The sequence below is a fragment of the Pontibacter sp. YIM B11418 genome, from assembly GCF_059278805.1.
In genome coordinates, this window is sequence record NZ_JCAEMH010000007.1 from 195,629 (window position 1) to 221,117 (window position 25,489).

19 protein-coding genes are annotated in these 25,489 nt (G+C 47.3%); 15 read left to right on the forward strand and 4 right to left on the reverse strand.

The window, feature by feature from the left end; genetic code table 11:
• Positions 1 to 66: 66 nt before the first annotated feature.
• Positions 67 to 759 carry a 16S rRNA (cytidine(1402)-2'-O)-methyltransferase gene (rsmI, locus tag AC4QZR_RS17640; RefSeq protein WP_494482102.1) on the reverse strand — a complete coding sequence of 231 codons (693 nt, stop codon included), beginning with the start codon at positions 757 to 759 and terminating at the stop codon, positions 67 to 69.
• 81 nt (positions 760 to 840) lie between these two features.
• Positions 841 to 1,086: a 4a-hydroxytetrahydrobiopterin dehydratase gene (locus AC4QZR_RS17645; protein ID WP_494482103.1), complete on the reverse strand. Its 246-nt coding sequence runs from the start codon at positions 1,084 to 1,086 to the stop codon at positions 841 to 843.
• Positions 1,087 to 1,200: 114 nt separating this feature from the next.
• Here AC4QZR_RS17645 and AC4QZR_RS17650 point away from each other — a divergent pair, with 114 nt between their 5' ends.
• The 9 genes from AC4QZR_RS17650 to rpiB all read left to right on the forward strand — a co-directional run bounded on the left by AC4QZR_RS17650 (position 1,201) and on the right by rpiB (position 15,911).
• On the forward strand, positions 1,201 to 2,070 hold the full coding sequence (locus AC4QZR_RS17650; RefSeq protein WP_494482104.1) for an SDR family oxidoreductase: 870 nt from the start codon (positions 1,201 to 1,203) through the stop codon (positions 2,068 to 2,070).
• Positions 2,071 to 2,146: 76 nt separating this feature from the next.
• Positions 2,147 to 2,458 carry a hypothetical protein gene (locus AC4QZR_RS17655; RefSeq protein WP_494482105.1) on the forward strand — a complete coding sequence of 104 codons (312 nt, stop codon included), beginning with the start codon at positions 2,147 to 2,149 and terminating at the stop codon, positions 2,456 to 2,458.
• Positions 2,459 to 2,556: 98 nt separating this feature from the next.
• On the forward strand, positions 2,557 to 2,796 hold the full coding sequence (locus AC4QZR_RS17660; protein ID WP_253401562.1) for a hypothetical protein: 240 nt from the start codon (positions 2,557 to 2,559) through the stop codon (positions 2,794 to 2,796).
• A gap of 92 nt (positions 2,797 to 2,888) precedes the next feature.
• Positions 2,889 to 3,584, forward strand: coding sequence for a metallophosphoesterase family protein (locus tag AC4QZR_RS17665; protein WP_494482106.1), 696 nt, complete (start codon positions 2,889 to 2,891; stop codon positions 3,582 to 3,584).
• Positions 3,585 to 4,009: 425 nt separating this feature from the next.
• The gene (locus tag AC4QZR_RS17670; protein ID WP_494482107.1) at positions 4,010 to 6,223 is read left to right on the forward strand and encodes an Ig-like domain-containing protein; all 2,214 of its coding nucleotides are present in this window, start codon (positions 4,010 to 4,012) and stop codon (positions 6,221 to 6,223) included.
• A 780-nt stretch (positions 6,224 to 7,003) separates the two neighbouring features.
• Positions 7,004 to 13,096 carry an IPT/TIG domain-containing protein gene (locus AC4QZR_RS17675; RefSeq protein WP_494482108.1) on the forward strand — a complete coding sequence of 2,031 codons (6,093 nt, stop codon included), beginning with the start codon at positions 7,004 to 7,006 and terminating at the stop codon, positions 13,094 to 13,096.
• Between the two features lie 216 nt (positions 13,097 to 13,312).
• On the forward strand, positions 13,313 to 14,587 hold the full coding sequence (gene glyA / locus AC4QZR_RS17680) for a serine hydroxymethyltransferase (RefSeq protein WP_494482163.1): 1,275 nt from the start codon (positions 13,313 to 13,315) through the stop codon (positions 14,585 to 14,587).
• A gap of 33 nt (positions 14,588 to 14,620) precedes the next feature.
• Complete coding sequence (gene tatC / locus AC4QZR_RS17685) at positions 14,621 to 15,469, forward strand: twin-arginine translocase subunit TatC (protein WP_494482109.1); 849 nt, start codon at positions 14,621 to 14,623, stop codon at positions 15,467 to 15,469.
• Between the two features lie 4 nt (positions 15,470 to 15,473).
• Entirely contained in the window at positions 15,474 to 15,911 is a 438-nt protein-coding gene (gene rpiB, locus AC4QZR_RS17690; protein WP_076668312.1) for a ribose 5-phosphate isomerase B, read from the forward strand.
• A gap of 15 nt (positions 15,912 to 15,926) precedes the next feature.
• Here rpiB and AC4QZR_RS17695 read toward each other — a convergent pair whose 3' ends face one another.
• Entirely contained in the window at positions 15,927 to 17,291 is a 1,365-nt protein-coding gene (locus AC4QZR_RS17695) for a hypothetical protein (protein ID WP_494482110.1), read from the reverse strand.
• Positions 17,292 to 17,436: 145 nt separating this feature from the next.
• On the opposite strand from AC4QZR_RS17695, the gene rbfA reads away from it, so the two are divergent.
• The 6 genes from rbfA to AC4QZR_RS17725 all read left to right on the forward strand — a co-directional run bounded on the left by rbfA (position 17,437) and on the right by AC4QZR_RS17725 (position 24,738).
• Positions 17,437 to 17,832, forward strand: coding sequence for a 30S ribosome-binding factor RbfA (gene rbfA, locus AC4QZR_RS17700; RefSeq protein ID WP_188500824.1), 396 nt, complete (start codon positions 17,437 to 17,439; stop codon positions 17,830 to 17,832).
• Between the two features lie 17 nt (positions 17,833 to 17,849).
• Positions 17,850 to 18,659, forward strand: a complete 810-nt coding sequence (locus tag AC4QZR_RS17705) for a class I SAM-dependent methyltransferase (RefSeq protein ID WP_494482111.1) — start codon at positions 17,850 to 17,852, stop codon at positions 18,657 to 18,659.
• 228 nt (positions 18,660 to 18,887) lie between these two features.
• Entirely contained in the window at positions 18,888 to 20,111 is a 1,224-nt protein-coding gene (locus AC4QZR_RS17710) for an ABC transporter permease (RefSeq protein WP_253401580.1), read from the forward strand.
• A 42-nt stretch (positions 20,112 to 20,153) separates the two neighbouring features.
• Positions 20,154 to 20,831, forward strand: coding sequence for a hypothetical protein (locus AC4QZR_RS17715; RefSeq protein WP_494482112.1), 678 nt, complete (start codon positions 20,154 to 20,156; stop codon positions 20,829 to 20,831).
• Between the two features lie 180 nt (positions 20,832 to 21,011).
• Positions 21,012 to 23,945 (forward strand): DEAD/DEAH box helicase, encoded by a 2,934-nt coding sequence (locus AC4QZR_RS17720; protein WP_494482113.1) that lies wholly within the window; start codon positions 21,012 to 21,014, stop codon positions 23,943 to 23,945.
• A gap of 352 nt (positions 23,946 to 24,297) precedes the next feature.
• Positions 24,298 to 24,738 carry an SRPBCC family protein gene (locus tag AC4QZR_RS17725; RefSeq protein WP_494482114.1) on the forward strand — a complete coding sequence of 147 codons (441 nt, stop codon included), beginning with the start codon at positions 24,298 to 24,300 and terminating at the stop codon, positions 24,736 to 24,738.
• A gap of 1 nt (position 24,739) precedes the next feature.
• Here the strand turns inward: AC4QZR_RS17725 and AC4QZR_RS17730 are convergent, their stop codons facing one another.
• Positions 24,740 to 25,408 carry a SanA/YdcF family protein gene (locus AC4QZR_RS17730; protein WP_494482115.1) on the reverse strand — a complete coding sequence of 223 codons (669 nt, stop codon included), beginning with the start codon at positions 25,406 to 25,408 and terminating at the stop codon, positions 24,740 to 24,742.
• Positions 25,409 to 25,489: the final 81 nt, after the last annotated feature.

Genomic DNA, 25,489 nt, shown 5'->3' on the forward strand with positions numbered 1-25,489 from the left:
ATTCTGTTCCCATAATTCGCTGCGCATCTAACACAGGTATACCTTTTCGTTGTGTTAGCCGTGTTCCTATTTCACTCCCGCCCCGGAGACTACCAGCACAAATTCCCCTTTAATGGCCTTGGTTGTAAAGATTTCGATCAGTTCGTCTAAAGTACCGTTGATGGTCTCTTCAAACATCTTCGATATTTCACGTGAAACAGAAGCCATGCGTTCGCCTCCGAAGTACTCTTTGAATTGAGAGAGCGTTTTAAGTAGTCGGTGCGGAGACTCATAGAAAATCATGGTGCGCTCCTCTGTTGCTAAACTGATCAAGCGTGTCTGGCGTCCCTTTTTCAAAGGCAGAAATCCCTCAAATGTAAAACGGTCGGTGCTGAAGCCAGATTTGACCAAAGCAGGCAAAAAGGCAGTTGCGCCCGGCAGGCATTCTACCTTAAGACCAGCCTTCAGGCACTCACGCACCAGCAGGAAGCCTGGGTCAGAAATTCCGGGCGTGCCGGCATCCGAAATGAGTGCCATTACTTCGCCCGCTTTCATACGCTCGGCTAGGTGGGCGCTGGCTTTGTGTTCGTTGTGCAGGTGGTGGCTGTGCATGCGCTTCTCTATACCCAGGTGCTGCAGCAGCTTGCCGCTGGTACGGGTGTCCTCGGCCAGAATCACGTCCACTTCCTTCAGGATGCGAATGGCCCGCAGTGTAATATCCTCCAGGTTACCGATGGGTGTCGGCACCAGGTATAGATTGGTTTTTTCAGGTTCCTGCATGCAGCAAAGGTATTACTTAATTGTCGATTGTACACCGCTGACTGCTTTGCCAGCTTACAAGTTATTACTGCTTCTGACGAATTATACCATCAAGTTGTCATAAAGCACATCGATGCGGCGGGCCAGCTCCAGGTCTTTGTCTGTCACGGTGTTGCCGGCGTCGTGGGTGGTCAGCTCGATCTCTACTTTGTTGTATACATTGCTCCACCACGGGTGATGGTTAAGCTCCTCGGCCACATCGGCCACTTTATTCATAAAAGCCATCGCCGTCCTGAAGTCTTTGAACTGGAAGCTGCGGGTAAGTTTATTGTCTGTTTCTCTCCACATAATCTGGTGACATATTTAAGGTATAAACGGCCGGCTACAACGCAGGATATCGGGTTGCAGTAACTAGGCTAAAATTGCAGGCGTATAGGTATGGACTGCAATCACACTAAAACTATGAAAACTATGGCAAACAAACCAAAAGAAGTACCCGCTCAGGAACAGGAAGTGCAACCGGGCAAAGAGCACAAGATGACGCCGCAGCCCGAGTACATACGCGAAAACTACAAAGGCAGCGATAAACTGAAAGGCAAAAAAGCGCTGATTACAGGCGGCGACAGTGGTATAGGCCGTGCAGTGGCTGTGCATTTTGCCCGAGAAGGAGCTGATGTGGCTATCATATACCTGAACGAAGACAAGGATGCCAAAGACACGCTTCAACTTATCGAGAAAGAAGGGCGCAAAGGAGTGATCATTTCGGGTGATATTGGGGATGAAACCTTTTGCAGAAATGCTGTGAAACAAGCTGTAAAGGAACTTGGAGGGCTAGACATACTCGTAAACAACGCGGCCGAGCAACACGAGCAAACCGATTTGAAAGACATTTCGAAGGATCAGTTGCAGCGCACATTCCAGACGAATATCTTCTCAATGTTCTACATGACCAAGGCGGCGCTGGAGCATATGAAAGAAGGCGGCGCCATCATCAACTCCACTTCCGTTACCTCCTACCGCGGCAGCGACCACCTCATGGATTACGCCTCTACCAAAGGAGCTATCACAGCCTTTACCCGCTCGCTTTCAGCCAACCTGGCCGAAAAGAAAATACGCGTGAACGCGGTAGCGCCCGGCCCGATCTGGACGCCGCTCATACCTGCCTCTTTTGACAAGAAGAAAGTGAAGGAGTTCGGTCAGAATGTTCCGCTAGGGCGCCCTGGACAGCCATCGGAAGTAGCGCCGGCCTATGTGCTGCTGGCTTCGGAGGATGGCTCTTATATAACCGGCCAGGTGATCCACGTGAATGGCGGCGAACAGGTGGGCAGCTAAGCAAATTAAACCATAGCGGCCGAAATGGAGTAAAAACAGGTATAGCACTTAAGTGAAGCGCGATAAAGACACAACTATGGAAAACAAGGAAAACGATAAACACGCTGGCGAAGCGAATCACAGCGAAGCCGCCAAAAACAGGCCGGTGCGCGTGATTGAAGATGACACCACAGATCAGGAATTCCGTGCAGGGCATATTATTCCGGGCGCAGATCCGCCCAAGAACGAACACCAGCGCGGCGGCTTCGGTAACCGCGATGGTAAAGAGGGCTTCGGTAGCGATACAGCTTCCGAAGGACCGTCAGCCACCGGCGTCAATGATTTTGCTGACGACGGCACACCACCACCCGACAACATGCGTACCGAAGACGAAGGGCGTGGGACCTGATCGACAGCGCTGAACTTTACACAAGGTATAGCTGCTCTCAGGTATAGAACGAAGCAGCTTCCCTTTTAATTTTTAACTTAAAACAAGGAGGACACATTATGCCATCATATAAGCATACCCAGCCTGGAGGGGAAAATTCAGGAAACCCAACAGGAAAGGGTCAGGACAAAGCTGCCGGCGGCAAGCCGGTGGATCCGAACAGCACCAGATCTGAGCACGAGGAACTGGAAGAGAAGTATACCGTGGATGATGCGGATGAAACAGGAGCCAACGTGCGCGTAAACAACCCAAACCGCAACCACGACAAGCCCGGCTTAGACAATAACAAGTATAACTAATCAGAAAACAGCTAAAAAAATAGCACCTGCTCTTAACTCAGGTGCTATTTTTTTAGCCAATTCAAACCGATTCAGACCAGACGCACCCCGCTATGGCCCGATACGCGATCAGTGACATACACGGCTGCGCCCGCACTTTTAAAGCGCTTGTGCTCGAGCGACTGCAGCTCAAAAAGACGGACGAGCTATACCTGCTTGGCGATTACGTAAACAAGGGCCCTGACAGCAAAGGTGTACTCGATTTTATCATGCACCTCCAGAAGCAGCACTACCAGGTACACTGCCTGCGTGGCAACCACGACCAGATGCTACTCAAAGCGGCCTCCAAAGGGGAGTCAGCACTAAACCTTTCAGAGCTAGAGAAAGAAATGGTGCTCCAAAATTTCGGAATGCACGACTTCAGGAAACTCCCCACTACCTACGCCCATTTCATAGACTCCCTTCCCTACTACCTTGAACTGCCCGACTACTACTTGGTGCATGCCGGCTTCGATTTTCATCAGGATGATTTGTTCAGAGACAAGGAAGCTATGCTCAACATCAGAAACTATGACGTCGATTGGAATCGGCTGGATAACAAGAGACTGCTGCACGGCCATACCCCCACTGCCCTCCATGCCATCAAGAAAAGTGTTACACACCAAAGTGCTCGAGTCAACCTCGATGCAGGCTGTGTCTACTACAAAAACGCCGCTTACGGCAACCTTGTGGCGTTGGATTTAGACACTAATTTATTGAATATTCAGTGCAATTTAGACCGGCCTTATGCAGTGCGTAGAAAGAGCTGATAATTAAATATTTGAATATTTATATATGGCATAAAGCATTATGTAAAGATAGTTTTAGACTTAAGTAGACTGATGAAACTGTCAGATTTCAGTGCAATTTGTAAAAATCCGATAAAAAAAATAACAATAATTGTATTGAAATTCCCTGTCCTATAATTAATATTGCTTTATATTAATAATCATTTAGACTAATTTAGCTAAAGGGCAAAATAATTCTCCCCAATATTTTAATAGGTAAAAGGTGCTCCTATGAGGCGATATGTGGCATATTGGCTTGTAGCTAGTTAAAGTATACCTGTTTGGTTAGTCCTCTAAAGATAGAGTTCTAAAAAATGCTGTAAAAAGCATAAGCGGGATTGCTATGCCCATACCTAGGCTCTGGTCAAGCCACCAATCAACCTGAATCTTCTAATTTTTTGTTCATTATGAAACACATCTACAATCCAACCGCCGCCCTCATCCAGCGGCCAACTGCCAACGCTACGGGAACAGCTGCGGCAAGCAAAATTTTTATGTTAGTGTTGCTAAGCTTTTTCCTGCTGGTGAGTGGGGAGAATATGGGGCAAGTGATACCAATGACTGGGCTTGAGCAGTATGGTGTATCTAAGGGTAGCTTCAACTTAAATAATAACCAATGGGAAATCAATGCTGTAAATGGTAATGGAGGTAATTTCGGCTATTCGGGTGAGTTGCGTATAAAAGATAAAAAGTTTGAGCTTACAGCTGGTAAAACCTATACAGTATTGTTGCAGGCAAGAGCCGTAAGTAGTTCGGGTACAATTTCTTTAGTAAGATCTTCAACCCCTGGAGGAACAGGGACTGTTATTGGGAGCTCTATTATAGTTAATGTTACAGGTGATTACCAACAATACATGACTACATTTACTGTTCCTTCTACAATAGGAGACCAGTATTTAAAATTATCTATATCAAATAATTTTAATAATTCAGAGCTCTATATTAATAGCTTAATAATATCAGCTTGTACTTTACCACCAACTGTTTTAAATGTCGGTAGCTGTAATTCTCCTGCCACTTTAACGCTTACAGCTTTAGGAGCTACTAGTAATGAAAGTTACAGATGGTATATCCAAGACGAAGGCGGTACTCCTATTACTGCTTCAAATGGTAGTGTTATAACCAGCGGAACTTATACCATTCAAGCATTAAGAGAAACAACTACATTTTACGTTACTAGAATCAACAATACAACTTTATGTGAAAGCCCTCGAATTCCCATAGTTGCTACAGTCGGACGACCTACTACTCCAACTTTAATTTCTAATGGCACTTGTGAAATGAATCAAGGTAGCAACATCACCTTCACGGCTAATGGGGCTGTTGGAAATCAAGAATATAGATGGTATACAGTAGCCAGTGGAGGGAATCCAATTGCTGGTCAGACAGGAAATACATATACTCAAAAAGTTAATCAATCAAATGCAATATATGTTGAAATAGTTAACCCTAACAATGAGACCTGTGTAAGTGAAAGAGTCGGGTTAGTTTTGAATAGAACACGAACATCTGCTGCACCAACTGTTACTAATGTTAGCAGGTGTGGAGCAGGGGAAGTTATTTTAACAGCATCTGGTGCTAGTGAAGGTTATACATATAGATGGTATAGAAATGGGGAAGAAACTCCTATATGGCAGGGTTCAACTTATCCGGTTTATGTTAATGCAAATTCTACAGATACTTATCAAGTAAGCATAGCAAGTGCATTGTGTGAAGGCCCAAAAGTTAACATAACGGCTTCTTCAATGGGAGCACCATTAGCACCTACTGGGCAAATTGCAGAGCAAGATGTCATGGTGAGTGGTAGTAGAGCCACTTTTAAAATAGTATTAAGCAACATACCAGATAGTGAGATAGAATCTTATGAATGGTATAAGCAAGAAACTAACTCTAATAATTGGATACCTTTTTCGGGGTCCAATATGCGGGAGTTCACAATCGAATCAATGCCTGGAAATATTGATGGTATGAGGGTAGATATTAAAATTAAAGCTGAATATCTAGCTTGTTATACGCAATTAGAAGGGGATGATAGAAATATTTTCCGCATTACAAATCTTGCAATTGTTCCCCTCCCCGTAGAGCTCATGTTCTTCAAAGCGCAAGCACAAACTAGAGGTGTGAACCTAACTTGGTCAACTGCTTCAGAACTTGACAACAAAGGCTTCGAAGTGCAGGTATCAAGCAACGGTAGAGATTTTAAGGCAATAGGCTTTGTGGAAAGTAAAGTAGGAACCACTGCCCTGCGTCAGGACTACAACTTCCTGGATACAAAGGCAGTGTCTGGTACTCGTTACTACCGCCTGAAGCAAATTGACTTTGATGGTACAACTTCTTATTCGCCAATCAGAGCAGTTGCTTTGGACGCAGGGAATGGCACAGCTTCGGCATACCCGAATCCATTTGATGATGCAGTTATCGTGACACTCAAAGGTACGGAGGCTCGCAATGTACAGGTAGTATTGATGGATGCGATGGGTAAAGTGTTGCAGCAGCGCACCGAGGAAACCTCTGGCAACTCCATTACAGTAGATATGCACAGCATCACAACCAAGGGTATGTATGTGCTCCATGTGCTTGACAATAACACGAAGCATACCTTTAAACTGATGAAGCGCTAAGGATAAGATAAAACTAGCTTTTTAAAAGGGCAGTTGCATTTATTGCAGCTGCCCTTTTTGCTTTATGGAGAAGGGCATTTTCAAGTTATTTGACAGCTAACAACAGAGCAAGGCCATCACAACGTGTACGGAAGATGAAAATCAATATAAGAATTGGCTGTGTAGAGAAAGGTGTTAAGAACAAGAGAATCATGGGCAAAAGAGCCTGCCTCTTAAAAAGGTTAAACCTAGTCAATGACGTCCTGTAAAATATAATAGAAAGCAAATAGGATGTCGTTGCATTAGCTGTAAAAGTGGGATCAAGAAATGCTTCTTTATATACATAAACCAAAATGTTTATAGAATTGTGCAATAATTACCTGGAGTAGGTTGGATTAAAGTCAGAGTTGTAATAATAAGAATTTTATATATATACTTTTACAATACAATATCCTAAGAACAATATATGAACACGCTTTATTCATATGATGTTTATGGCTATAACAAAAAGTGTACGAGCGCCCTTGAATAGGCCTATATATAAAAAAGGCCATTACAAATCAATAAAGGCATATTGATAGGTGAATATTAAAATCGGACAAAAAAAGAGTCTAATTAATTGCTGAAATGAAAGATAAATTATCTTATTTTGTGGCAATTAACTTTTCATTAAAACAGCACAATAAAATTAGTAACCCTTAACTTTTAGCTATGGCACAACTCTACAATCCCACATTAAGCCGGCTTATACGTATCCTGCTCCTGCAATGCGTGATTATGCTTGGTTTGGTCACGACGGTGGTGGCGCAGATACCGACTACCAATACTACAATAACATATCATGGCCCCTGGTTCGGTTCTACCCAGGGCGGTAATGTAACACCTAACAGACTGGTAGCAGATGGCGGTAACATAGCACCAAGTACCACTGGTGGCTCGGCCCAACTCAGGTATACAGATTCGTATGTTGATGTGAAGCTGCAGGATGAGAACAGTTTAAGCTTAACAGGCTATAAAATAAGCTATAGCCTAGCAGCTACTACTACTCGCGCACCCTATAACGCGAAGGTAAGAGTTAGTTACTTGCTTGGCGGCAACGGAACAACATACACTGCAGGGAATTCAGTAGTAGTTACAACTAGTGAGCTACGCGACAGCCTATACCTGCCGAACAACGCAACGAATATAAGATTCCAGCTTGAGGAAGTGTCCAACGCATATGTGTTCCTGGATGCGATCACAGTATCGCAGGAGCCGGAGATTACGAGTTTTACGCTTACGGAGGGCTTACCGAAAGACATTATTACCATAGCAGGCAAACACCTAACAGAGGCAACGCAGGTATATTTCGGGGATATAGTAGCAACGCCGTTTGACCAAACAGAAGGTGAGTTGAAAGTTGCGGTGCCTTATGGTGTGAAGACAGCTAAGATTACTGTTGTAAATTCATATGGATATGCCGTTAGCGCAGATGAGTTTATGGTACCTGCTCCCTCACTGGATGCTACATTAGCATTCGAACCAGCCGAAGCAGGGCCAGGCGAGACGATTACTATATACGGCAATAACCTGATCGGTGTAAACCAAGTCCTGTTCAATGGCATAGCAGCAGACTCTAAAACGATTAAATTCGAAGCAGAAACTGAAAATACAAGCATTACAGTAACAGTGCCTTTGGCTGCTACGTCGGGCTCAATCACCCTGGTAAGTCCAGCAGGTTCATCCGCACCGAGTGCAACACCTTTCAATGTATTAGGTCCAGAGATAATAGCGCAGGAGCAAGGCGAGCCGAGCGTTGCGTACGAGTTCTTCCCCAATAATGGAAGCGCAGGTGATGAGATAACTATCTACGGTAGATACTTCCTGGCGGTAAGTGATGTGCAGTTTAACGGAGTTAGTGTAAGTGCAGAAAATCTTATTATAGTTGATGACAATATCATAACTGTAAAGGTGCCACTTGGCGCTAGCACGGGTAAAATCAAGTTAGTCGCTCCTGCAGGTAATGTTGAAAGTGAGAAGGACTTTGACGTACCTGCTCCGCAGTTCGCAGAGTTTGATGAGGGCAATGGAAAATTCCAGTTCACGCCTACTACAGCTGGCCCAGGCTTACAAATTAAACTTTTTGGTACGAACCTGTCGAGTGTATCTGCTGTCTTGTTCACAGGTGACGGTGATGCAGGTGTGCCAGGTATTATTACGCCAGCAACAAAAGATGATGAATTAATTGTGACTGTACCAGAGGGTGCTGAAACAGGTGTTATTACTATTATCGCGCCTGGTACTAACAAGCAAGATGAAAGCGTGCAGGTGTTCAACTTCGTACCTACACCAATTATCGCAAGTGTTGCTACTGTAAGTGGAGATTCTGTTTATGGCGTCGTGCGGAGCGAAGGCACTGTAGATGTTGTAACCATTACAGGTGATAACTTCCAAACAACAGAACAGGTAGTTTTCGGTAGCACAACAATCACGGTCTACGATGAAACTTCAAACCCGAATGGGTTCCAAGTAAACGGAGCAGGAACAGCAATTACGTTCCCGCTGGTAGCAAGTATGGCGACTGGCAAGATCACCGTGAAAACTAAAGGCGGTGAAGCAGCTTCGGAAGATGAATTGGAAGTTATTTATCAGCCTTCAGCCATCACTTTTACTCCAAAAGAGGGACCACTAGGGCGTGAAATCACTATTAAAGGTCAATACCTGAAATATGTGTCTGAAGTAACGTTCCTTGGCAGTGAAGGAGGAGTTGTACAGACCGTAGAACTAGAAGCACCGAATGCTAAAGATGACGAATTGGTCATCGCAGTTCCTGCAGGTACGACTACAGGTTTGCTTAGTCTGACAAACCCTGCTGGTACAGCTACAACTACTGACAAGTACGAAGTTATCCTGATACCAGTAATCACAGCCTTCAACCCTGCAGAAGGTGTTGTAAGAGATGAAGTGACTATTGAAGGTTATAACTTCACAGGAGCAACTTCAGTTAAGTTTGGTGCTTTAGAAGCTGAGTCTTTCGAAGTTATTTCTGATGATAAACTAACAGCTGTTGTGCCAGTGAATGCTGTAACAAGCCTGATCGAAGTTACAAACGGTGTAGGTCCCGGAACAAGCAAAACAGAGTTTAAGGTTATTGAGCTTCCAGCCATCGCCACAGTATCGCCGCTAAGAGGTGTAGCTGGCGAAACGGTTACGATCACAGGTGCAAACTTCTACGGGAACTTGGAGGTGACTTTCATTGGTAGCGCTGAGGGAGATGAGCAGACTGCTACTATTATTGGTAAAGTAACAGAAGGCGAAACACATCAGTTAACAGTAACTGTGCCTAATGGTGCTGTTACAGGCAAACTGATGGTGACAAACGCTGCTGGTAACAGTGAAGAAAGCAGTGACAAGTATGTAATCGTAACATCACCAGAAGTTGCTAGCTTTAATCCCACAGAAGGAGTAGTAGGCCAGGTAATCACTATCAATGGATGGTTGCTGAATCAAGTGACAACTATTGATTTTAACGGCACTCCTGCCACACCAATTACTGAAGGAAGAACAGCTAAGTCATTCACAGTTGCTGTTCCAACAGGGGCTACCACGGGCCCTCTGGCATTGCTGGTTAATGGAACCGAGGTGTATAATACAGAGGAAGACATCTTCACCGTTATACCTGCTCCGACCATTACATCAGTAGAGAAAGACGGAAGCGGTATTGCAGGTACTCCTGTAACGATCATAGGTACTAACTTGGCAGATGTGACTACAGTTACTTTCTTGGGAACAGCAGCAACAGGAGATGATATAGTACTGACAACTGATGATTTCACAGTAAATGCTGAAGGAACACAGATTACAACTACCGTACCTTACGCTGCTGTAACAGGCAAAATCCGGGTGACTTCGATAGCAGGAACTGGTATTAGCCCAGAGGACTTCATTGTGCCTATTCCGGTTATCTCTTCAGTATCACGCGAGTCAAGTTATGCGAATGAACTGGTAACCATCTCTGGTAACTACTTCACTAACATGACTAGGGTAACTTTCAATGGTAAGCCTGCTGATACTACAGGGGTTAGAATCCAAATAGAGAATGGCATAGAATCAATTACCGTTAGAGCGCCTAAGGATGCTGGCAAGGGATTGATTGCCTTAACTACTCCTGCTGGTGTGGGTAATAGTTCAGAGAACTACACCGTAATAGAGCCAGTTATCGAAAATATATCAGTTAATGAAGGCTATGCAGAGCAGACAACAGTAACCATCACAGGTACTGACTTCATGACCTATTATAATGAAGAAGAAGAAACTGTAAAGAGTGATGCTACACCGATTGTTCGCTTCAATGGTACACTGGCTACGATTGTTGGAACTCCAACCAATACGAGCATTACTGTAGCAGTGCCAGTTGGTGCAACTTCAGGTTCTATCAGCGTAGAGTCTCCTAGTGGTATAGGCTACAGCGAAGACTTTACTATTCTGTTGCCAGTGATTACCAAGCTAGAAGTAGCTGGAGTTGTAACAACTTCTGCTTATGCTTACCAGACAGTAACGATTACAGGTAACAACTTCATCGATATTCTTGGTTTAACATTTAAAGGAGTAAATGTTGCTATTAAGTCAAGAGTCGAAAGCTCCCTTGATGGAACAGTTCCAGGCACAATTACTTTCGTTGCTCCTTTCACTGAAGATGCTGGAAACACTGGAATTGGAAACTTGATTGTGAGAACCAAGACAGGAAGTAGCGAAGCAAGGAACAACCTCACCGTGATTAAGCCGAGCATTTCGTCAATTACTCCTAACAGGGTATATGCAGGTGTAGAAGGTTCACAGGTGACCATCACAGGTGCTAACTTCATGGGATACTATAATGGGACTCGTGTAGCATCTGCAACGCCAACTGTACGTTTCAGCGGAAGCCAAGTGAATGCTGTAGTTGAGGAGGGTGCAACTGAAACCCAACTTGTAGTAAATGTTCCACAGGATGCGACAAGTGGAGCGGTAACTATCCGTAGCGGTAGCGGTGTAAGAATGGAAAGCACAGTAACTATTATCGGCGCGCCAACCATCAGAGAAACTAATCCATTTGTTGCAAGTTCAGGTACAGCAGGTACTCCTACTTTCACTTCATTTGTTATCCATGGCACAAACTTCGATCAAGCAACCAAAGTTGAGTTCTTAGGAACTGCTGCAAGTGGCGATGAGAGAGAGGCAACTGGATTTACAGTAAATGGCGACGGTACACAAATCACTGTAACTGTTCCAACAGGCGCAGTAGCTGGTCCGATTGCAGTAACAACACCTTACAACAAAGGTGTTAATGGAGTTGGCACTACTGTAACAAGCACAACTAACTTCAGAGTAGTGAATGCACCGACAATTACGAGCATTGAGGCTGTAAATGGAGCGGTAGGTACAACAGTTAAAATATACGGTACGAACCTATGGGATGTGATGGTTGCAGGTAATACATTAGGTAAAGCCCAAGTATTCTTCAAGACCCACAATCCAGCATTCTCTATTCCGAACAATGAATCAGATAAGTTGACAATTGCTGGAGAGATTACTAAGTTCGATGATGTATGGGGTACCTGGCTGGAAGTAACTATCCCAGCAAACGCCATCTCAGGTGTTATCAAAGTAGAGAATATCGCTGGTAGTGTAACATCAGCAAGTGCGTTTGAAGTAACAACGCCAATGATTGTAAGCTTTCAAAAAGCTACTACCAATACCATTATCGATGCTGACAACGCAGCTCGTCTTTTGGAGAAAGTAATTATTAGAGGCTACAAACTGACAGAAGTTGGAACCATCAGAATAGGAACCGAAGCAAATTCTCCACGAGTAACACGCTTTTTCGAAGATGGTGAAAATGCACTAGAAATGTTTGTGCCTAGAGGTGCAACGACAAATCAGGTTGCCATTACTTCAACCGGCGGTTATGAAATAAGCGATTCTAAGTTGTTTATCAATCAACCAGTTATTCGTCTGGTGAGAAACGGTCAACCTGTCTCCACGATTAACTTAGTTGCAAAGCCGAATGAGACAGCTACCCAGATGTACACCGTAAGTGCAGAGAACCTAGCTGTAGGAGAAACTTTACTATCAATTTCACTTACAAATCCTACAATGCCGTTTGCGCTATCACCAACAGGCTTAGAAGAAAGCTTTATAAAAGGGATTGATCTAGCAATAGACGTAGTAACAGGAAATGTAGCTGAAACGCCTATGTACGTGCAATTCGCTCCAATCGAGAGCAGCACATACACTACCACATTAAGGCATAATGCATCAGTTTATCCAACGACTGCGAACATAACCCTAAATGGCGATGCAGTGACCCCACTCCCAGTAGAACTCATCGCCTTTAACGCTACAAAGCAGAGCAATGAAGTGAAACTGACATGGGCAACGGCTTCTGAATTAGACAACGACTACTTCGAAGTTCAGATGACAGAAGACCTGAAAGGTGAGTTTAAGGCGGTAGGCAAAGTGAAGAGCAAAGTGAATACGACTTCTCTTCGTCAGGACTACCAGTTCAACCACAAAGGTAACTTCAACGGTATACGTTATTACAGACTGAAGCAAGTGGACCTAGATGGTACAACTGATTACAGCAAAGTAGTAGCCGTATCGTCTAATGGAGTTAACTTGGCAGTAGGCCCAAGAGTGTATCCTAACCCAATCAACGCTGACTCTAAATTGGTATACAATGCCGACAGAGCAGGTAAGTTGAATGTGCGTATCGTGAACATGAATGGCTCAGCCGTGCAGAACTTAAGCTACGACATCGAGGAAGGTGAGAACACCATCCTCCTGAACCTGAACAACAACCTGCCAAAAGGAATTTACATCCTGATGACAGAGTTTAACGGTAAGACAGAGCAGGTGAAGCTGATGAAGCAGTAATCTGAGAATTATCATCATAAAGAAGGCCCGCCAACAATGGCGGGCCTTCTTGCTTTATAAGAGAGTTGATCGAAACAGACGGAGATGCCCTAAAGCCAAAATAAATTAACAACCGGCAAATCCAGTAACTGGGGCGGCCTCGTAGATAAACATTTGAAACATTGGTTTATTCAGGAGCAAGCTTTAATTTTGAAGGAATATAAAACCAAAGAAGCCATGCAGAAAGACACAGCTATATTTGACCTGATTGCAAAAGAAAAAGCACGCCAGACCCACGGCATCGAACTGATCGCGTCCGAGAACTTCGTTTCGGATCAAGTGATGGAGGCGATGGGTAGTGTGATGACCAACAAGTATGCCGAAGGCCTGCCGGGTAAGCGTTACTATGGCGGTTGCGAAATTGTGGATCAGTCAGAGCAGCTGGCGATCGATCGTGCGAAGGAGCTTTTTGGAGCAAGCTGGGCCAACGTGCAGCCACACTCCGGCGCGCAGGCTAACGCCGCCGTGATGCTTGCCGTACTGCAGCCGGGCGACAAGATCCTGGGTTTCGACCTGTCGCATGGCGGTCACCTGACGCATGGCTCCCCTGTTAACTTCTCGGGCAAACTGTACAAGCCTAGCTTCTATGGCGTAGAGCAGGAAACAGGCCTGATCGACTTTGACAAAGTAGTGGAAACAGCTCGTCGTGAGCAACCGAAGCTGATCATCTGTGGTGCTTCTGCCTATAGTCGCGACTGGGATTATAAAAAGCTGCGTGCCGCTGCCGATGAGGTAGGCGCCCTGCTGATGGCTGATATCTCCCACCCTTCCGGCCTGATCGCCAAAGGTCTTTTGAACGATCCTTTTGAGCACTGCCACATCGTAACCACCACCACGCACAAAACACTGCGCGGACCAAGAGGCGGTATGATCATGATGGGCAAAGACTTTGAAAACCCATTTGGACTTAAGACTCCGAAAGGCGAAATCCGCATGATGTCTTCCTTGCTGGACGGCGCCGTGTTTCCGGGAACACAGGGGGGGCCGCTGGAGCACGTGATCGCGGCCAAGGCAGTGGCTTACTACGAGGCCTTGTCCGATGACTACATGGGCTATATCAAGCAGGTGCAGCAGAACGCTCAGGCCATGGCTGCCGCCTTTGTGGAGCGTGGCTACAACATCATCTCAGGGGGTACGGACAACCATATGATGCTGATCGACCTGCGCACGAAAGGATTAACTGGCAAGCTAGCCGAAAATACACTCGTTAAAGCGGATATCACCATCAACAAGAACATGGTGCCTTTTGATGACAAGTCGCCATTCGTAACTTCAGGTATGCGTATAGGAACGGCCGCGATTACAACGCGTGGACTTAAAGAGGCGGACATGGCCCGCATCGTGGAACTGATCGATGATGTGCTGACCCACAACGAAAACGAAAGCAAAATAGAAACTGTGCGCAAAGAAGTGAACAGCTGGATGAAAGACTACCCACTTTTTGCTTATTAATAACACCATAAGCGTATCTAAGAGCGACGATTGATGGACCAACCGTACCTGGAAGAAGGAGGAGGAGAGCCGCAGCAGGAGATGTCCTTTGTGGATCATCTGGAAGAGTTAAGGTGGCACATCATCCGCTCACTCGCCTCTATTCTGATCTTTGCCATTGCCGCCTTTGTGGCAAAAGGCTTTGTTTTTCATGATATTATCCTGGCCCCTTCCCGCACAGATTTCCTGAGCTATCGGTTTATGTGCGATGTGAGCACATGGATTGGCTCCGATGTGCTGTGTATAGAAGATCTGGGTTTCACGATCCAAAGCCGTCAGATGAGCGGGCAGCTCTCCATGCACATTATGGTGTCGCTTGTACTGGGATTGGCCTGTGCCTTTCCATATGCATTCTGGGAGATCTGGCGATTTGTGAAGCCCGGCTTGTATCCACAGGAACAGCAGAGTTCGCGCGGCGCGGTGTTCTGGGTATCGATCCTGTTTGCGATGGGTCTGCTGTTTGGCTACTATGTGGTATCCCCTATCTCGATCAACTTCCTGGCAGGCTATCAGGTAGATCCGTCTATCCTGAATGAGTTTGACCTGACTTCCTACATCTCGACGCTTACGACACTCTGCCTGGCTTGTGCCATTATGTTTGAGTTGCCCGTTATCGTATACTTCTTCACCAAAGCAGGCCTGCTCTCGCCGGAAGTGATGAAGCTATATAGAAGACATGCCGTTGTTGTTATTTTAATTGTGGCAGCGGTTATCACACCGCCGGATGTGATCAGCCAGCTCATCATATCCATTCCACTGATCATCCTGTACGAAGTAAGTATAGGCGTATCAAGAAGAATTATCAAGCGTGATTTGAAAAGATTGAACGAAAGTAAAGCATAAAACTATGGGATATAAAATAGCGATTGGCGGCGACCATGCCGGTTTTACCTATAAAAACCTGCTGAAAGAGCAGCTAACGGCAGCTGGTCATGAAGTAACAGACTTCGGTCCTGGATCAGACGCTTCGGTGGACTATCCGGATCATGTGCACCCGCTTGCGAAGGCTGTGGTAAACAAAGAGGCTGATTTTGGTGTGCTGATCTGCGGTAGTGGAAACGGTGTGGCCATGACAGCCAATAAGTATCAGGAAATACGGGCAGCCCTTTGCTGGCAGACGGAGCTGGCGAAATTATCCCGGGAGCACAACAACGCCAACATCCTTTGTATACCTGCCCGCTTCGTGTCGCAGGAGGTAGCCGCTGACATGACGCGCGTGTTTCTGGAGACAGCGTTTGAAGGTGGACGCCATCAGAACCGGGTCGATAAAATTCCGGTTTGCTAAGTCAGGTATAGCCAGTTAACGAACTCTCTTATAAACTGCCGCTGTTTGCGTGGGTGCATAACCTTCGAAAACGGACGGCAGTTTGTGTTTTAGCTGTGGCATAAGCCCCACCTGGTCTACAATGTACTCGGGTGTTTCCTGATGGAAATTCTGATAGAGGTCGTACACCGATTGGTACTCGTTAAGGTGGCCGAAGTGACGCTGTGATAGTTGCCAGTTAAGGTATGGCGTCGCCAGCTTGTTATGCTCATAGTAGCTTAGGTCTTCACCCAGCACCAGGACAGAGCTGCCTTTAACCGTTCCGCTCGCACCGCCATTCGGCAGCAGCAACTGCGAGTCATCTATCTTCACAAAGGAAGCTATACCCAAGGGCTCCCGGTAGCGGATCAACAAGACCCCACCCAGCAGGATGAAAAACATCAGGTTCAGGATCCATTTCTTCATGCGGCTTGTAAACAGAAACTCACCAAAATAAGCAATGGGGGGTAGTATGACCACAAATGAGCCTACTGACAGCTCATGCCGCGTCACCAATACCATAATGCTGACCACGAGCCATACCGTCATGAGTTGCTGAAACTTGCCCTGGAACACAAGACGCTGCGGAAGCGAAGTAGTGCTGATGAGCGAAAGGAGGAGGATGGCTGCGGGAAGAGCCAATGCCAAGACCAAATGTGCTGGCGGTACCAGTGGGTTGATGCCAAACTGCCAGGGCTGCAGCAGGTGCATTTCCACAAACTGAGAAGCTGTATTGGTATACAGGTAGTAGGTAAAAAGCACGGCATACGGAAATGCAAAGCCGCACAGCATCAGCAAGAAGCTTCTGAATGTATTGGAGGCGAAGAGCACAACCCCAAATGCCGCCACTAGCAGAAATTGAGCTAAGGGCAGGTAGCTGAGCGCCGCAAGTCCCACCATAAAGCCCCCGACAAACAGGCGGTTGTTTTCAAAACCCTCCCGTGAGATGGTGATAATATAAGGAAGCGACAGAATAAGAAATGTATTGCCGATCAGCAGCGGCGTCAGCATGTCGAACTCAAAGGTAAGGCTGCCTATGAGTAGGTATAGCAAAGCAGGGATGTAGCCCTTGCCGGCGTATACCTGGTGCCGGTTAAGCGTCACATTAAACATGATCGCCTGAAAGAGCAGCAGCAGCGTAGTCACGATCCGGTAACTCAGGTATGAGCGCCCCGCTATCACATCGATGGTCCAGTACACGAGGGCCGAAAGCGGTGCTGTGGTGTCGTAAATATCGCGGTACATGGCAAAACCACCTGCCATGCGCTCCCCTACCAACATGTGCAGCAGCTCGGACGAGGTGGCGGGTATACCCAAAAAGAGAAGAGGCAGCCGGATAGCCAAGAACAGTAATACCAGCAAAAATAAGCGGGAAGGCAGTATGCTTCGGAAGTAACTAATCAAAGGAAGACGGAGTTAGAAAGAACTATACACCAGCCTGAGCCGAAATGAGTACGGCACAATTGGGGTAAAAATGCGAAATTAATATGATATTTGCATCTTCAATATGGAAAGTAAAAGACAACAGAAATTTTCGCGCCTTATTCAGAAGGAGTTGGCAGAGGTCTTCCAGCGGGAAGTGCCACACCTGTTCGGAGGCGCCTATATATCGGTAAGCGTTGTACGTGTGTCGCCCGACCTGGGACTGGCGCGTGTATACCTGAGCGTGATGAACGCCAAGGACGGCAACGAGATGCTGCTGCAGGAGCTGCGGGTCAACACCAAAACGATCCGCCACCTGCTGGCCCAGCGCATCAAAAGCCAGGTACGCGTTGTACCTGAGCTCGTGTTTTTCCTGGACGATACCGCCGAGTACTCCGCCAAGATCGATAAACTATTTGCCAACCTCGACATACCGCCTGCCCCCGAGGAAGACGAGGAAGACGATACTTATACCCGCTAAGAAGCAGCAACACCCTTATGCAGTACGACCCGATCAAGCGCGTGCTGGGCGATGTTTTTAACAAGACCCCTTTTCTGCGCCGCGTATTTTACAACCTGCTGGACCTGCTCCTGCTACGTGCCTGGCACGTGCACAAGGAGTTGCGCGAGTGGGCCGCCAACCGCAAAAACGATGGGCAGCACATACTGGATGCAGGCTCCGGCTTCGGACAGTATACCTACTGGCTCTCGAGCCAGAGCAGCAAGTGGAGCATACTGGCCGTTGACGTAAAAGAAGAACAGATTTCGGACAGCAACCGCTTTTTCAGAGCTATCGGGCGGCAGAACGTGCTGTTTCGTATTGGTGACCTGGTGAAGTACCGCGAAGAAAACACCTACGACCTGATTCTGTCAGTGGACGTGATGGAGCATATTCTGGAGGATGTGGAAGTGTTCCGCAACTTTCAGGCATCGCTGGTGCCGGGTGGCATGCTGGTTATCTCTACCCCGTCCGATCAGGGAGGCTCGGACGTGCACGGCGATGATGAAACGTCGTTTATAGAGGAGCACGTGCGCGACGGGTATAACATCCGCGAAATTCAGGATAAGCTTTTCTCGGCCGGTTTCAGCAAGGTAGAAGCGCGCTATTCATACGGCAAACCAGGGCAAATCTCGTGGCGACTATCCATGAAGTACCCACTCCTGATGCTGAATACGTCCAAGGCGTTCTTCATTCTGCTACCATTCTATTACCTGATCACGTTTCCGATCAGTTTGGTACTAAACTGGCTTGATGTGAACGGCAAGCATGACTCTGGCACAGGCCTGATTGTGAAAGCCTGGAAATAAATTTAATTGTTGATGGCTTAATTGCTAAATTGTTGATTCAACACAGTGATTAAGTTGATGTAGAAGTTGTGATATAACCGCGCTGCTGCTAAGCTTCTTGGGAAAGTATAGCAGGGCGCAGGTGAAAGGCAGGCCAGGTATGCTGACATGCCTGGAATTGGAAAAATCTTTGTAAGAACAATCAACCATCAACAATCAACCTTTAGCCTAAGCACCTATACCTGCTAAATGAACGTCCCTTATCTCATAGCGAAGCGTTATTTTTTCTCTAAGAAGAAGAGGAACATCATCAGCATTATCTCCAACATTGCCATGATCGGGGTGGCGGTGGGTACGGCGGCGCTTATTATCGTGCTGTCGGTGTTCAACGGCCTCGAAGACCTTATCCGGACGATCTATACCAGCTTTGACCCCAACCTGAAGATATCGGCAGCAGAGGGCAAGTCCTTTGAGACGGACACGGAGTTTATGAACCGGATACGCCGCACACCTGGCGTGGCGCTGGTAACTGAGGTGATCGAAGACAACGCCCTGTTGCGATACAATGACCGCCAGATGGTGGTAAAAGTAAAGGGCGTAAGCGAAAACTTTTTCGAGCAGAACAGAATAGGCTCTTCGGTGGTGGAGGGGCACTATAACTTGTACGCCAATAATAATTACTACGCTCTGGTCGGGCGGGGTGTGCAGTATCAGTTATCCATCCGGACAAACAATGAGTTCACGAACATGCAGTTCCTGTACCCGCGCAATACCAAATTCAATCCGCTTAACCCCGAAGGAGCTTTCAAGTCACTGCAGATAACACCTGGGGGCGTGTTTGCCATCGAGCGGCAGTACGACGACGCTTATGTGTTTGTGCCCATCCAGTTTGCGGAGGAGCTCATGGAATACGGTCGGCGGCGAACGGCCATCGAGATCAAGGTAGAGAACGGGCAACGCATTGAGACAGTGAAACGCGCCTTGCAGAAGGTGCTGGGAGAGGGCTTCCTGGTCCAGAACAGCGACGAACAGCACACCAGTCTGCTGCGTGCCGTGAAGGTTGAAAAGCTCTTCGTGTTCATTACCTTCGCCTTTATTCTACTCATTGCCTCGCTCAATATCTTCTTCTCCCTCTCCATGTTGGTGATCGATAAGAAAAAAGACATTGCCGTGCTTGCCTCCATGGGCGCCACCAAAGAGCAGATTCGCAACATATTCCTGTTTGAGGGCGCGCTGGTCGCTTTTATCGGAGCTTCTTACGGACTCTCGTTGGGTATGCTGATCGCCAACCTGCAGCAGACCTTCGGCATTGTCTCCATGGGTATGGCTACGTCGGTCGTCGACTCCTATCCTGTCAAGCTTGTCTTGATGGACTTTGTGCTGACGGGTGCCGCCATTGTGATTATCACCATGCTGGTGTCCATACGCCCTGCCCGCAAAGCGGCTGCCATGTCTGTGCGCGACAACCTGTAAGGTATAGCCGCTCCTATTCCCTCTCGCTTCATACCCATTATCATGAAAGCCTTTCTACTGCCTTTCCTGCTTCTCGTGTCTGGCTGCTCCACAGTGGAGACCGATACAGCCATAGGAGAAGCTGTCTCAGGTATAGCACCGGCCGAATCAGAAGCCGAAACTGCAACTAACAGCAAAATCCGCTTCCTGTGGCGGGAACAGGTATACGATGCCGGCCTGCAGGACTCTGTGAGCACGATTGGGATCGATCAGGCTTTAGCTGATCAGCTGACCGATGCTGAACGGGCGGCCTTGGGCTACGTCATTACTTTTATCGGCAGTGAGTGCGAGTGGGATGGTGAGGCGAACGAGGAGTACAGCAACCTGAAATGCAAGGCACTCACTGCGCTAAACCTAGGTTACCAGTGCTCCGACCAACACCTTGGCTTTCTACAAAACTGGTTTCGAAATGATCAGGAAGTGCTGGCTCGCCTGGCCTCCTGCCCCCGGGTACCCTTTACTGCCTCCAGCCAGCAAACATTCAATGAGGTATACCTGACCACTCGGGGAGACACGATTCAGGTATGGTTCAGTGCAAGCGGCGTGAATGTGCCCATGAATGCTGCCTGGGAGTGGACGGAGGAGAACGTCTTCCGGGTTCAAGACAGTGCAATTAGCTTAGTGAAAGTTGAGAAGTCGGAGGTAGTCAGAAGCGAACTTGGTCTGGGGGAAGGGCTTTAGTGTAAAGGCCAATATATAAGTACCTCTATATATTGGGATTAAAAGTCTTTAATGTGTTACAGCCAGTAATTAGATGCTGGAAATATGAAAATATTTTGATTCTGGACGGCATTTTCAGGCATTTTAGGTAGGAAATCAGCGGTTTTTTGGTTAAATTTGGAGTCCTAAAACTGTACCCGTATGAAAGTATACACCACACAGCCGTTTCAGGTAATCTATTCCCTGTTCGAGCACGAGTACCTGGGATACCTGTTCGAATCATTTGTGGTGCAGATTAATAGCAAGGGCCAGCTGACTTTACAGCACCAGAATATTTCTGCCAAAAACGCCAAGGAGTTTTCCGCTCGCCTCGATGCCAAAGATTTTAAGCTGATCGACCTGATCGACCAGATACAGCAGGAGGCTGTGCTGAAAAAGTTCTCCAATAAGAAACTCTCCGCCGTTGATTTTTTTCTGAAGGTATACGATCCCGAAAAGGGCGACAAAACCCTGCAGGAGGCGATAACCCACTACATGCAGGTGCGCATGAACAAGATCCTGGAATTGCTCCAGGACCGGCGCACGTTTATCATTGGCAAAGACGGTGATCCTACCTGGAAAGAGATTCAGGTAGCGCCCGAAAAAGCGACTGTGCGCTTCCACCTGCACCGAAATGCCGACAACACCCATTATTACCCTACCGTCAGGTATAAGGGGGAAAAGCTAAACTTCCAGTACAGAAATGCGGCCCTGATCTGCTACGAACCGGCCTGGCTGATGGTGGACGGCGTCATCTATAGTTTCGAGAGTGGCATTGATGGAAAGAAGCTGCAGCCCTTCCTGAATAAGAAGTTTATCCTGATTCCTCGCTCAGTAGAGGAAAACTACTACCGCAAATTTGTGACCTCGCTGGTTGAGTCCTTCGACGTGAAGCCGAATGGGTTCGAGATAAAACCGCAGCAGCACAGGCCCAAACCGCACCTGAACTTCTCCGAAATAAAGTCGGCCAACGTATCTGCGCTGCTAAGCAACGGCGGCAGTGAAGCTAGTAAAGTGGACAAAGCCGCTGCAGCCGACAAGATCCTGTTTAACCTGTCCTTCAGGTATGGCGACCACATGGTGGAAGCCCAGGATGCCAAGCGGATTAGTGTGAGTATGGAAAAAACGGAGGATTCTTACATTTTTCATAAGCTATTGCGCGATGCGGTATATGAAAAAGAGTATGTAAAAGAGCTTGCCAAGCGCGAATTAGAGGTGAAGAACGGGCAGGCCGTGCTGGACAAGAGCGCTGCTTTCTCGTGGCTCAACCACAACCTGCAGGCACTGGAGCAGCTCGGCTTTACGGTAGAGCAGTCCGAGAAAAGCACGAAGCACTATTTCATTGGCGAGATCTCCGTTAACGTAGGTATAACCGAAAACAACGACTGGTTCGATATACACGGTACCGTGCGTTTCGGGGAGTTCGAAGTGCCGTTTATCAGGCTCAAAAACCACATCCTCACCCGCAACAATGAGTATTTGTTACCAAATGGGCAGGTGGCGATCATACCTGAAGAGTGGTTTACGCAGTACATCGAGCTATTTGCCTTTTCGGAAGGTGAGCAACAGCTGACGCTGCGCAAGCACCACATGGCGCTGGTAAACGACCTGCAGAACGGCAACATGGCCCAGGTAACGATGACGAGAAAGCTGGAGAAGCTGCGCGAGTTTGATGCCATAGAAGACAAACCAATGCCGGCAGGCTTCCTGGGGGAGTTGCGTCCTTACCAGAAGGCGGGTTACAACTGGCTGCATTTTGTAAAAGACTTCAAATTCGGCGGGTGCCTGGCCGATGACATGGGCCTTGGTAAGACCGTACAGACGCTGGCCATGCTGCAGCACCGCAAAGAAAACGGAGCCGAGTCGGCGACGTTGCTTGTGATGCCGACCTCGCTTATTTACAACTGGCTGAATGAGGCGCAAAAGTTCACGCCGGAGCTGCGCATCCTCTCCTATACCGGTACCTACCGCGACAAGAACGTGGAGCAATTCAAGGACTATGACCTGGTGCTGACCTCCTACGGCATCGTACGCCTGGATACGGAATTGCTCAAGACCTACTACTTCGACTACATCATCCTGGACGAGTCACAAGCCATTAAAAACCCGGACTCCAACACCTCAAAAGCGGTTCGGTCCCTGAAGTCGCGCCACCGCCTGATTCTGACAGGTACGCCGGTTGAGAACAGCACCATGGACCTTTGGTCGCAGATGTCGTTCATCAACCCGGGCCTGCTGGGCAATCAGCATTTCTTCCGGAAAGAGTTTTTGAAGCCGATTGAGAAGCAGAAGGACGAGCACAAAACACGCCGGCTTCATGCGCTTATCAAGCCATTTATACTGCGCAGGCACAAGTCGCAGGTGGCCCGCGAGCTGCCGCCCAAGATAGAGCACACCACCTTCTGCAGGATGACAGAGGAGCAGGAGCAGGCCTACGAGGAAACCAAGTCGTATTACCGCAACAAGATTTTGACCAGCCTGGAAGAAAAAGGCCCTGGCAATACACAGTTTATGCTCCTGCAGGGTTTGATGAAGCTCCGGCAGATTGCCAACCATCCCTACATGTCGGATCCGAACTATGAAGGCGAGTCAGGCAAGCTGAAAGAGGTAATGCGCATGACCCGGAGCATTGTGGCGAAAGGCCACAAGGTGCTTGTGTTCAGTCAGTTCGTGAAGCATCTGGAGATTGTGAAACAGGCCCTGGATGAGAAAGGGATAACCTATGCTTATCTGGACGGCAACACCAAAAACCGGCAGCAGCAAGTGGAGTTATTCCAGAATAACCCGAGCATACAGGTGTTCCTGATCTCGATGAAAGCTGGTGGCGTTGGCCTTAACCTGACCGCTGCGGACTACGTGTTTATCCTGGACCCTTGGTGGAACCCAGCCGTGGAGGCGCAAGCCGTGGATAGAGCCCACCGCATCGGGCAGCAGAACAAGGTGTTCACGTATAAATTCATCACCAAAGACACTGTAGAGGAGAAAATCCTGGCGCTGCAGAACCGCAAGATTCAACTCGTAACCGACCTGATCAGCACCGACGAGAATATCATCAAAAGCCTGACGAAAGAGGACATTGACAACCTGTTGAGTTAGGAGTTAAATTGTTGATGGTTGAATTGTAGATTTGATAACGGATGATTATACCAAAGCCGCAGCATGATGTATGTTGCGGCTTTTTTGTGGCTGCAGCAAGAAGGCAGGTATAACCTTATAGTTGTTGTTTGGTTAATAGATGGAGTCTTAGGTATAGGGCTGGCAGGTATAGAGAGGAAAAGTTATACCTTCAAAAGTTTGCACTGTTGCCCCACGCATAGCAAAACTTGAGTGTATTAGCTATAACTGTTTAAAGCCACAAGGTGTTATTTAGCATACCTGACGAATAAAGCAGGAGCAGGTACAGCCGTGAATCAACAATTAAACCATCAACCATTTAACAATTTAAAAAATGCGCCTTCACTTAAAGACAGCTGTAGAGCAAGACTTCCGGAGCGTATTTCATGCGTTTGATGAGCAGCTGTTCAGGAAACTGGCACCACCCTACCCACGGCTGAAATTAGTGCGGTTTGATGGAAGCGAACCGGGTGACGTGGTAGAAGTGGAGTTGCAGACAGGTATAAAATCCTTCCGGTGGACCAGCCTGATCACAGAACGGGAAATAACGGAAACGGCCGCCTGGTTTGTAGACGAAGGTCAGGAAGTACCCCCGCCCCTACGCAAATGGCGGCACAAGCACCTGGTCACGCAACACGGTAGCGGCGCTCTCATCCACGACATTATCAACTACAGCACTGGTTACAAGGCGCTAGATGCTATGCTATACCCCCTCATGCTGGCGGCTTTTGGTTTGCGGAAGCCGATTTATAAGAAACTGTTTGGTAAGGTATAGCTTAGTAGTGAAGCAGTGCGTTCGAGGCGCCTTTTATGTCAACTGGCTCACCCAAAAACTTAGGCTTCCGGTTTAAGTTAACTTCCATAAACGCATTAACCATTGCGAGCACCTCCCGAAGGTAATTGCGACGGTATCCTGCATAATGCCCCTTATCTGCTATATAGCCGTAACTGTCCAGACCCAGCGACCTGCCAATGTAAATGGCTCTGTCAAGGTGATAGTTCTGTGAGACAAGCACGGCACGGTCCACCTTGAAGACCTCCTTTGCACGGTATAAGGTAGAGTAGGTATCGAAGCCGGCAAAATCCAGGAAAATGTCATCAACTCTTACATTTTTTTTCAGACAATAGTCGCGCATCACTTTAAGTTCGTCATAGTTGTGGCTACCGTTGTCTCCTGATAAAAGCAAACGCTGAATGATGCCTGCTTCATATAACCGGATACCTGCGTCTAATCTGTCCTTTAGATACTTGCTGGGTTTGCCAGTACGAATGCCAGCGCCAAAAATTATACCGGTATAGCACAAGGGAACGTGTTCAGTCTGCCTGAATGTATACTGATTAGACTGGCGTTTGACCAAAGTGAGTGCGAATACGCAGGCCATAGCTATTACAAAACAGGCGAGTGGCACAACCAACAGGTACTTCCGTCTGAATACGAATTTCATAACTGAGTAAAAAGCAAATGTAAGACAGGTATAAGATACATATAAAATCATGAATATTTAAAATCCTGACTGATGCCTATT